Genomic DNA, 9,139 nt, shown 5'->3' with positions numbered 1-9,139 from the left:
CCGCCTGCCAGTCCGAGATGTGGGCGATCCAGGCCATGTCGGCGTCGACGGCCTTGGCATCCGCCTTCCCGCCCGCCATGCGCTCCTTGTACTTCCAGTGCGCGGCGACGCCGAACTCGGCCTGCTGGTGCATCTCGTTGGTGCGGATCTGGATCTCGACGGTGCGACCGCCGGGCCCGATCACCGTCGTGTGCAGCGACTGGTAGAGGTTGAACTTGGGGGTGGCGATGTAGTCCTTGAACCGGCCGGGCAGGGGCGTCCACCGCGCGTGGATGGCGCCGAGCACCGCGTAGCAGTCGCGGACCGTGCCGACCAGGATGCGGATGCCGATCAGGTCGTAGATGTCGTCGAACTCGCGACCGCGCACGACCATCTTCTGGTACACGGAGTACAGCTGCTTGGGGCGCCCCATGACGCGACCGCGCACGCGGAGTTCGCGCAGGTCGGCGTCGACCGCGTCGATGACGTTCTGGACGTACTGCTCGCGCTGGGGCGTGCGCTGCTTGACCAGGCTGTCGATCTCGGCGTAGAGCTTGGGGTGCATCACGGCGAACGAGAGGTCCTCGAGCTCGCTCTTGATGGCCTGGATGCCGAGGCGGTGCGCGAGGGGCGCGTAGATCTCGAGGGTCTCGGTCGCCTTCTTCGCGGCCTTGTGCGGCGGGACGAACCCCCAGGTGCGGGCGTTGTGCAGGCGGTCGGCGAGCTTGATGAGCAGCACACGGATGTCTTTCGACATCGCCACGATCATCTTGCGGACGGTTTCGGCCTGCGCGCTGTCACCGTACTTGACCTTGTCGAGCTTGGTGACGCCGTCGACGAGCATGGCGACTTCGTCCCCGAAGTCGGCGGCGAGCTCGTCGAGCGGGTAGCCCGTGTCCTCGACGGTGTCGTGCAGCAGGGCGGCCGCGATGGCTTTGGGGCCGAGGCCCAGCTCGGCGAGGATCTGCGCGACGGCGAGCGGATGCGTGATGTACGGCTCGCCGCTCTGGCGCTTCTGGCCGTCGTGCGCCTTGTCGGCGACGGCGTAGGCGCGCTCGATGATCGCGAGATCGCCCTTGGGGTGGTGCGTGCGCACCGTGCGCAGCAGCTTGTCGACGTCATCGCGGCGGGCGGCGCGCGAGAAGATGCGCGGAACCAGGCGCCGCAGAGAGGACGGCGGTGGCGCGGAGGACGCGGTCTCGGTCATCGCCACACCTTCCTCACGGCCAGTCGGACAAGTCTATGCCCCGCGCGGCCCGGTGAGCGGGCCGCGCGGGGGCGGGAGCGGGTTGCGGCGTCAGGCCGGGACGCCGGCCTTCTCGCGCGCGGCGCGGACGCGACCGTCGCGCTGGGCGATCGGCTTCTCCTTCTCGCGCAGCAGCGCGTACATCGGCACGGCGACGAACAGCGTCGAGTAGGCCGCGACGATCGTGCCGACGAAGATCGACAGCGAGATGTCGCTCAGCGTGCGCGCCCCCAGGGGGACGCCGATGAAGAGGATCGCACCGACCGGCAGGATGGCGACGACCGTCGTGTTGATCGAGCGGATCAGCGTCTGGTTGGCGGCCAGGTTGACCGACTCGGCGAACGTGCGCCCCGAGATCTCGCCGTCCTCACGGGTGTTCTCGCGCACCTTGTCGAAGACGACGGTGGTGTCGTAGAGCGCGTACGAGAGGATCGTGAGGAAGCCGATGACGGCTGCCGGAGAGATCTCGAAACCGAACACGGCGTACACGCCGATCGTGATCACGAGGACGTCGACGAGACCGATGATCGCGGCGACCGACATCTTCCACGTGCGGAAGTACAGCGCGAGGATCAGGAACGTCAGCGCGAGGAAGATCGACAGACCCCACAGCGACTGCCGGGTGACGTCCGCACCCCAGGTCGGGCCGATGAACGAGTCGGTGACCTCGGAACGCGGCACCTCGTACGTGGTGGACAGGGCGGCAGAGACCGCCTGCGTCTCGTCGGGACCGAGCTGGTCGGTCTGCACGCGGATGGCCTGATCGCTGATCGTGGTCACACGCGTGGTCGCACCCGGTACGACCGACGTGACGGCCTGGGTCGCCAGACCCTGATCGAAGGATGCCGGGTTGGACACCGTGAACTGCGAACCGCCGGTGAACTCGATGGAGAACTGCACGGGGCGGAACAGCGGCACCAGCGCGGCGCCGATCACGAGGACCGCGGCGATGATGAACCACAGGCGACGACGCTGGACGAACGGGAAGGACGTCTTGCCCGAGTACAGGTCGTTGCCGAGCTGCGACATGGAGCGCATCAGTCGTCTCCCCCCTTCGTGGAGCGGCTATCGCCGCGGGCGGCGGCCAGCTCCGCCTGCTTGCGTTCGGCGATCGTCTGGCGACGGGCGGCCTCGCCGCGCGAGCGCTTGGCGCGACCGGCATCCGCCACGGGGGTCCGGAACTGCGCCCGGCCGCGGTAGACCGCGCCGAGGGCGTTGGGGTCCATGCCCGAGAGCGGGTGGCCCGAGCCGAAGAAGCGCGTGCGGGCGAGCAGCTGCATCACCGGGTGGGTGAACAGGATGAAGATCAGGACGTCGATCGCCGTCGTGAGGCCGAGCGTGAACGCGAAGCCCTTCACCGTGGCATCCGCGAGGATGTACAGCACCACCGCGGCGAGGACGTTGATCGACTTCGAGATGTAGATCGTCCGCTTCGCGCGCGACCAGCCGTCTTCGACCGCGGCCGTGATCGACTTGCCGTCGCGCAGCTCGTCGCGGATGCGTTCGAAGTAGACGATGAACGAGTCGGCGGTGAAGCCGATGGTCACGATCAGACCCGCGACGCCGGCGAGCGACAGGCGGAAGCCGGCGCGCCAGGCCAGGATGCACAGCGCCAGGTAGGTCAGTACCGCCATCACGGCGAGGGAGGCGATGATCACCGTCCCCAGCGCGCGGTAGACGATGAGCGAGTAGATCGCGACGAGGCCCAGACCGATCAGACCGGCGATGAAGCCGACCTGCAGCTGCTGGGAGCCCAGCGTCGCCGAGACGGTGTCGCTGCTGACGACCTGGAAGCTCAGGGGCAGGGCACCGTACTTGAGCTGGTCGGCGAGGGCCTTCGAGGACTCCTGCGTGAACGACCCGGTGATGCTGGGGCGGCCGTCGAGGATGATGCCGTTCATCGACGGCGCCGAGAGAACGCTGCCGTCGAGGACGAAGGCGAACTGGTTGAGCGGAGCCTGGGCGCCGTACAGGCGCTGGCTGATCTCGCCGAAGGTCTGGGTGCCCTGGTCGTTGAACGCCAGGTTGACCGCCCAGCGGCCGGTGTTCTGCTCCTGGCCGTTGGTCGCGTCGGTGATGTCGGTGCCGTCGAGCTCGACGGGGCCCAGGATGTACTTCTGTCCGTCGTTCAGTCCGCAGGTGATGAGCGGCTGGTCCGTGGGCGCCTGGGCGGGGTTGCTCGGCGGGTTGGCGCAGTCGTATGCCAGGAACTGGGCCTGGAGCGCGGGGGTGATGTACGCCGGGTCGCTGGCGTTGGTCGGCGATGCCGTCGGCGTGGCCGGCAGGCTCGGATCGGGCATGGGGTACGGCGTCGACTGCCCGTCCTCCCCCACGAACGTCGTGGCGGGCGAACCGGCGAACAGCACCGGTCGCAGCTGGAGCTGCGCCGAGCTCTGGATGCGCTCGCGCGTGGCGTCGTCGGCCTGACCGGGGATCTGCACGACGATGTTGCGTCCGCCCTCGGTGGCCACGTCGGCCTCGCCGACGCCCGAGGCGTCGACGCGCTGGCGGATGATCGTGACGGCCTGCTGAAGCTGCTCGGCGTCGGGCGCAGCGCCGTCGGTGGTCTGGGCCTGCAGGATGATCTGCGTGCCGCCCTGGAGGTCGAGCGCGAGCTCGGGGCTCCAGGAACTGGCGTTGTAGACGTACACGCCCAGCGCGTTGATGCCGAAGAGCACGCCGGTGATGGCGAGCAATCCGGTCAAGACGCGCCAGGCGTGACGGACGGGTGTTGAGGGCGCCACGGAGTCGGCTTTCTATGCGGCGGTGAACGGGAAAGTCGGGTCGGTCAGACCGCGGGGCGGTCCTTGTCGTCGCGGTCGGCGTCGGTGGCGCGGGAGGAGCGCTTGTCGTCGCTGATCGAGGTGATGTCGCCGTCGGCGACGCCCGCGACGTACTCTGCCTCGGCCTCTTCGGCCTCGATGTACTCGTCCTCGGTCACGGCGCCCTCGACGGGGTCGACGATGCGCAGGACGGCCTGGCTGTGCACCTTGATGACGACGCCCGGGGCGATCTCGACCAGGGCGGGCTTGTCGAGGTCCTCACCGTCGTAGTCGACGATGGTGCCGTAGAGGCCGCCCTGCAGCAGCACCTCGGCGCCGGGCACGGTCTCACGGGCCTTCTTCTCGAGCTCGGCCTTCTGCTTCTGCATGCGACGGCGCGAGCTGTAGAACATGAAGACCAGCAGGCCGATGAGCAGGATGATGAGACCGTAGTCGGAGAAGAACCGGGCGATATCCATCGAGGCGGTGCACCTTTCGAAATCAGGCGCGCCGTGCGGCACTGCCTAGCGGGGGTCGGGGAATCCCTCGCCGAGTATAGGTCATGACCCCTGACCGAACCGGAGCAGCCCGTCGGGGTGGGGGGCGCCCAGGTGGTCGTAGGCCTCGGGCGTGGCCACGCGGCCGCGGGGCGTTCGACCCATGAAGCCGATGCGCACGAGGTACGGCTCGACGACGGATTCGATCGTCTCGGGCTCTTCGCCCACGGACACCGCGAGCGTGCTCAGCCCGACCGGTCCCCCGCGGAACCGGCGGACGAGAGCGTCCAGGACGGCGCGGTCGAGGCGGTCCAGTCCGATCGCGTCGACGTCGTAGAGGTCGAGGGCGGCGCCGACGACCCGGACGTCCGCGTGCCCGTCGTCGGAACCGGCGGAGGGTCCGTTCACGACCAGGTAGTCGCGCACGCGACGCAGCAGGCGGTTGGCGATGCGGGGCGTTCCGCGCGAGCGCCGGGCGATCTCGGACCGCGCGGTGCCGGGCAGGCCGACGTCGAGCATCGACGCCGAGCGCTGGACCACCTGCTCGAGCTCCTCGGGTTCGTAGTACTCGAGGTGCGCCGTGAAGCCGAATCTGTCGCGCAGGGGGTTGGGGAGGAGCCCCGCGCGCGTGGTCGCCCCCACGAGGGTGAAGGGGGCCAGGTCGAGGGGGATGCTCGTCGCCCCCGCGCCCTTGCCCACCATGATGTCGATGCGGAAGTCCTCCATCGCGAGGTACAGCATCTCTTCGGCGGACCGGGCCATGCGGTGGATCTCGTCGATGAAGAGGACCTCGCCGGGCGTCAATGACGACAGCAGGGCGGCGAGATCGCCGGCGTGCTGGATCGCCGGACCGCTCGACAGTCGCAGGGGCCGACCGCTCTCGTGGGCGACGATCATCGCGAGCGTGGTCTTGCCGAGTCCGGGTGGGCCCGACAGCAGGATGTGGTCGGGCGAGCGCTGCTGGATGCGCGCGGCATCGAGCAGCAGCTGCAGCTGACCGCGCACCTTGTGCTGGCCGACGAACTCGTCGAGCGAGGCGGGCCGCAGGGCCCCCTCGATCGCGAGCTCGGTCTCGTCGTCGGGGGTGCCGGCGTCGCGGACGTCAGCCACCCACGGTCTCCTTGCGGGCGGGGCCGAGCAGCGCGAGCGTGAGTCGGAGCAGCGACTGCACCGAGGCGCGGTCGGCCTCGGAGGCGTTCTCGGTGACGGATGCCACGGCCTCGGCCGCGGTGCGCTCGTTCCAGCCCAGGCCGATGAGCGCCTGCGTGACCTGCATCGGCACCTCTCCCTGCGTCGGGAGGGCGGCGGGGGCGGCGGCGGGCACGACGGCGAGCTTTCCCGCGAGCTGGACCACGATCAGCTTGGCGGTCTTGGGGCCGATGCCCGACACCCGGCGGAAGGGGGCGTCGTCGTCGTCCGCCACCGCCTGCGCGATCTGCGGGACGGTCAGCGACGACAGCACGCCGAGGGCGGACTTGGGTCCGACCCCCGTCACGCTGATCAGCTGAGTGAAGACGGTGAGCTCCTCGCGGGTGTCGAACCCGAACAGCGACAGGGCGTCCTCGCGGACGATGAGGTTCGTGTGCAGGTGGACGTCGTCGCCCACGTGCAGCACGCGCGCCGTCTGCGCCGTCACGGCGACCGAGAATCCGACTCCCCCGACGACGACGACCAATGAATCGTCGGCGACGTGCGCCACCGCACCGTGCAACGAAGAGATCATGCGACCAGCCTACGCGCCGCTTCGTACATGTGTTCGAGCGACACGGGGCAGGGGGCCGCGGCGCTTCTCGGCGTCGCGCCAGGCGCGCTGAGCGGGGGTGAGCGCCGTCTCGGACGAGGGGGATGCCGCTCCCCCGCGCCACGCGTGGCACAGCGCTATCGCGAGGGCGTCCGCGGCATCCGCGGGTTGAGGCAGTTCGGCGAGTCGCAGGACGCGCGCGACCATCGTCTGCACCTGCAGCTTGTCGGCCGAGCCGTACCCCGTGATCGCGGCCTTGACCTCGCTGGGGGTGTGGGTCGCGGCCGGGATGCCGTGCTCCGCGGCCAGCAGCAGGGCGATACCGCTCGCTTGCGCCGTTCCCATCACGGAGTGACGGTTGTTCTGCGCGAAGACGCGCTCGACGGCGACGACCTGCGGGTCATGGGTCGAGAGCACGGAACGGATGCCGGCGGCGATGGCCGCGAGGCGCTTCTCGATCGGGTCGGTGGGAGCCGAGCGCGCGACGCCCACGTGGACGAGCGTCGCGGTGCGGTCGGGTGCGACGTCGACGACGCCGATCCCGCAGCGGGTGAGGCCGGGGTCGATGCCGAGGACGCGCAGAGAACGGGACACGGCCCCCACGCTAAGCGCAGGGGCCGTGTGCACGAGAGAGGGCGCGCCCTTACTCGTCGTTCTCGAGCTCGGCCTGGACCTCGGGGGTCATGTCGAAGTTCGTGTAGACGTTCTGCACGTCGTCGCTGTCTTCGAGGGCGTCGATCAGGCGGAAGACCTTGCGCGCGGTGTCGGCGTCGACCTCGACCTTGAGGGACGGGACGAACTCGACGTCGGCGGAGTCGTACTCGATGCCGGCATCCTGCAGCGCGGAGCGCACCGATACCAGATCGCTCGCCTCGGTGATGACGCCGAAGCCCTCGCCGTGCGGCTCGACCTCTTCGGCGCCGGCCTCGAGCACGGCGAGCATGACGTCGTCTTCGGTGGTGCCCTCGGAGGGGACGACGATGACGCCCTTGCGGCTGAAGTTGTAGGCGACGCTGCCGGGATCGGCGAGGGTGCCGCCGTTACGGCTGAGGGCGGTGCGCACCTCGGCCGCGGCGCGGTTCTTGTTGTCGGTCAGACACTCGATGAGGAAGGCGACGCCGTTGGGACCGTAGCCCTCGTACATGATCGACGAGTACTCGACGGCCTCGCCGCCGATGCCGGCGCCGCGCTTGATCGCACGGTCGATGTTGTCTTTGGGGACCGAGGTCTTCTTGGCCTTCAGAACGGCGTCGAAGAGCGTCGGGTTGCCCTGGAGGTCGGCTCCACCGAGCTTCGCCGCGACCTCGATGTTCTTGATGAGCTTGGCCCACGACTTGGCGCGACGGGAGTCGATGACCGCCTTCTTGTGCTTGGTCGTGGCCCATTTGGAGTGTCCGGACATAGCTTCCAGTCTAGAGCGCGGGGGCGGAGATGCCGCGTCGGCTGTGGACGCGCGAGAGGAATCTGTCGTGGAACCGCGTCTCGCCCGTCGATTCGGGGTGGAACGCGGTACCCAGCAGCGCGCCCTGCTCGATCGCCACGACGCGTCCATCCGAGAGGGATGCCAGGGGCACGGCATCCGGACCCCACTCGACGACCGCGGGGGCCCGGATGAACGCGGCGTGCACCGGCGGCTCGCCGAGGGCGGGCACGTCGAGGTCGGTCTCGAACGACGCGGTCTGGCTGCCGAAGGCGTTGCGTGCGACACGGGCGTCGATGCCGCCGAAGGTGCGCTGACCGGTGATCGCCCCGTCGATGCGGTCGGCGAGCAGGATCAGGCCGGCGCAGGTGCCGTACATCGGCATCCCGTCCGCGATGGCGGCGCGGATCGGATCGAAGAGGCCGAAGGCGCGGGCGAGCTTGTCGATCACGCTCGACTCCCCGCCGGGGAGGACGAGGCCCTCCACGGCGGAGAGTTCCTCGAGGCGACGCACGGGATGCGCGTCCGCCCCGAGGGCGCGCAGCACGGCGAGGTGCTCGCGCACGTCGCCCTGCAGCGCGAGAACCCCGACGCGAAGAGCGTTACCAGCCACGCTCGGAGAGGCGGTGCGGGGCGGGCAGATCGGCCACGTTGATGCCGACCATCGCCTCGCCGAGACCGCGCGAGGCCTCGGCGACGACCTTGGGGTCGTCGTGGAACGTGGTGGCCTTGACGATGGCGGCCGCGCGCTGGGCCGGGTTGCCCGACTTGAAGATGCCCGAGCCGACGAAGACGCCGTCGGCGCCGAGCTGCATCATCATGGCGGCGTCGGCGGGCGTGGCAACTCCCCCGGCGGTGAACAGCACGACCGGGAGCTTTCCGGTCTCGGCGATCTCGACGACCAGGTCGTACGGTGCCTGCAGCTCCTTCGCGGCGACGTACAGCTCGTCCTTGGTCTTGGCGCGCAGGGCGTTAATCTCGCCGGTGATGGTGCGGATGTGCTTGGTGGCCTCGGACACGTCACCGGTGCCGGCCTCTCCCTTGGAGCGGATCATCGCCGCGCCCTCGGTGATGCGGCGCAGCGCCTCGCCCAGATTGGTCGCGCCGCACACGAACGGCACGGTGAAGTCGTACTTGTCGATGTGGTTGACGTAGTCGGCGGGCGAGAGAACCTCGGACTCGTCGATGTAGTCGACGCCGAGCTCCTGCAGGATCTGCGCCTCGACGAAGTGTCCGATGCGCGCCTTGGCCATGACCGGGATCGAGACCGAGGCGATGATGTCGTCGATGAGGTCGGGGTCGCTCATGCGCGCCACGCCGCCCTGCGCCCGGATGTCGGCCGGCACGCGCTCGAGCGCCATGACGGCGACGGCGCCGGCGTCCTCGGCGATGCGTGCCTGCTCGGCGGTGACGACGTCCATGATGACGCCGCCCTTGAGCATCTCGGCGAGTCCGCGCTTGACGCGGGGGGTTCCGATGTCGGTCATGTCCACT

General features: G+C 69.5%; 10 protein-coding genes. All 10 read right to left on the bottom strand.

What is annotated here, in order from left to right; all coding sequences use genetic code 11:
• Positions 1–1,186, bottom strand: a 1,186-nt coding sequence (locus DC432_RS11055; RefSeq protein WP_133177924.1) for a RelA/SpoT family protein, incomplete at its 3' end; no start/stop codon positions are given.
• 90 nt (positions 1,187–1,276) lie between these two features.
• The gene (gene secF / locus DC432_RS11050) at positions 1,277–2,263 is read right to left on the bottom strand and encodes a protein translocase subunit SecF (RefSeq protein WP_108318172.1); all 987 of its coding nucleotides are present in this window, start codon (positions 2,261–2,263) and stop codon (positions 1,277–1,279) included.
• A complete protein-coding gene (gene secD / locus DC432_RS11045) occupies positions 2,263–3,969 on the bottom strand; it encodes a protein translocase subunit SecD (protein ID WP_116537936.1) in 1,707 nt (568 codons plus the stop codon). The genes secF and secD overlap by 1 nt, the downstream gene beginning before the upstream one ends.
• Positions 3,970–4,013: 44 nt before the next feature.
• Complete coding sequence (locus DC432_RS11040) at positions 4,014–4,466, bottom strand: preprotein translocase subunit YajC (RefSeq protein WP_116537935.1); 453 nt, start codon at positions 4,464–4,466, stop codon at positions 4,014–4,016.
• Positions 4,467–4,547: 81 nt separating this feature from the next.
• On the bottom strand, positions 4,548–5,594 hold the full coding sequence (gene ruvB, locus DC432_RS11035) for a Holliday junction branch migration DNA helicase RuvB (protein ID WP_108318169.1): 1,047 nt from the start codon (positions 5,592–5,594) through the stop codon (positions 4,548–4,550).
• Complete coding sequence (ruvA, locus tag DC432_RS11030) at positions 5,587–6,207, bottom strand: Holliday junction branch migration protein RuvA (protein WP_116537934.1); 621 nt, start codon at positions 6,205–6,207, stop codon at positions 5,587–5,589. Before ruvA ends, ruvB begins: the two co-directional genes overlap by 8 nt.
• Positions 6,208–6,216: 9 nt before the next feature.
• On the bottom strand, positions 6,217–6,819 hold the full coding sequence (gene ruvC / locus DC432_RS11025; RefSeq protein ID WP_108318167.1) for a crossover junction endodeoxyribonuclease RuvC: 603 nt from the start codon (positions 6,817–6,819) through the stop codon (positions 6,217–6,219).
• Positions 6,820–6,868: 49 nt separating this feature from the next.
• A complete protein-coding gene (locus DC432_RS11020; protein WP_108318166.1) occupies positions 6,869–7,627 on the bottom strand; it encodes a YebC/PmpR family DNA-binding transcriptional regulator in 759 nt (252 codons plus the stop codon).
• Between the two features lie 10 nt (positions 7,628–7,637).
• The gene (gene pdxT, locus DC432_RS11015) at positions 7,638–8,258 is read right to left on the bottom strand and encodes a pyridoxal 5'-phosphate synthase glutaminase subunit PdxT (RefSeq protein ID WP_116537933.1); all 621 of its coding nucleotides are present in this window, start codon (positions 8,256–8,258) and stop codon (positions 7,638–7,640) included.
• Positions 8,248–9,132, bottom strand: coding sequence for a pyridoxal 5'-phosphate synthase lyase subunit PdxS (gene pdxS, locus DC432_RS11010; protein ID WP_116537938.1), 885 nt, complete (start codon positions 9,130–9,132; stop codon positions 8,248–8,250). Before pdxS ends, pdxT begins: the two co-directional genes overlap by 11 nt.
• Positions 9,133–9,139: the final 7 nt, after the last annotated feature.

Origin of the sequence: Microbacterium testaceum (genome assembly GCF_003075375.1) — a bacterium.
Lineage (GTDB): Bacteria > Actinomycetota > Actinomycetes > Actinomycetales > Microbacteriaceae > Microbacterium > Microbacterium testaceum_E.
Note: the sequence above shows the minus strand (reverse complement) of the source record. Positions and strands in the feature narration are given on the sequence as shown.

Coding starts and splice junctions, on each gene's coding strand:
- DC432_RS11020 (WP_108318166.1), bottom strand. CDS start 7,627: ATGTCCGGACACTCCAAATGGGCCACGACCAAGCACAAGAAGGCGGTC.
- pdxS (WP_116537938.1), bottom strand. CDS start 9,132: ATGACCGACATCGGAACCCCCCGCGTCAAGCGCGGACTCGCCGAGATG.
- DC432_RS11040 (WP_116537935.1), bottom strand. CDS start 4,466: ATGGATATCGCCCGGTTCTTCTCCGACTACGGTCTCATCATCCTGCTC.
- secF (WP_108318172.1), bottom strand. CDS start 2,263: ATGCGCTCCATGTCGCAGCTCGGCAACGACCTGTACTCGGGCAAGACG.
- ruvA (WP_116537934.1), bottom strand. CDS start 6,207: ATGATCTCTTCGTTGCACGGTGCGGTGGCGCACGTCGCCGACGATTCA.